The sequence below is a fragment of the Paenibacillus artemisiicola genome (genome assembly GCF_017652985.1).
Taxonomy (GTDB): Bacteria; Bacillota; Bacilli; order Paenibacillales; family Paenibacillaceae; genus Paenibacillus_Z; species Paenibacillus_Z artemisiicola.
The window spans coordinates 1-532 of the sequence record NZ_JAGGDJ010000135.1 but is presented as its reverse complement, the minus strand read 5'-3'; the positions used below and the strand labels follow the sequence as shown (position 1 = coordinate 532).

The window sequence follows — 532 nt, the reverse complement described above, 5'->3', positions numbered from 1 at the left end:
TTCTCAGGCTCCCACCTATCCTGTACAGATCGTACCAAAGTCCAATATCAAGCTGCAGTAAAGCTCCATGGGGTCTTTCCGTCTTGTCGCGGGTAACCTGCATCTTCACAGGTATTAAAATTTCACCGGATCTCTCGTTGAGACAGCGCCCAAGTCGTTACGCCATTCGTGCGGGTCAGAATTTACCTGACAAGGAATTTCGCTACCTTAGGACCGTTATAGTTACGGCCGCCGTTTACTGGGGCTTCGGTTCATAGCTTCGCCTTGCGGCTAACCACTCCCCTTAACCTTCCAGCACCGGGCAGGCGTCAGCCCGTATACTTCGCCTTACGGCTTCGCACAGACCTGTGTTTTTGCTAAACAGTCGCTTGGGCCTTTTCACTGCGGCCCCCTCGGGCTATTCACCCTACCGAGGCACCCCTTCTCCCGAAGTTACGGGGTCATTTTGCCGAGTTCCTTAACGAGAGTTCTTCCGAGCGCCTTAGCATACTCTGCTCGCCTACCTGTGTCGGTTTGCGGTACGGGCACCTTC

1 rRNA gene is annotated in these 532 nt (G+C 54.1%); it reads right to left on the bottom strand.

The annotated features are described in order from the left end of the window. Positions 1-532: ribosomal RNA gene (locus tag I8J29_RS33560) — 23S ribosomal RNA — on the bottom strand; the annotation flags it as partial.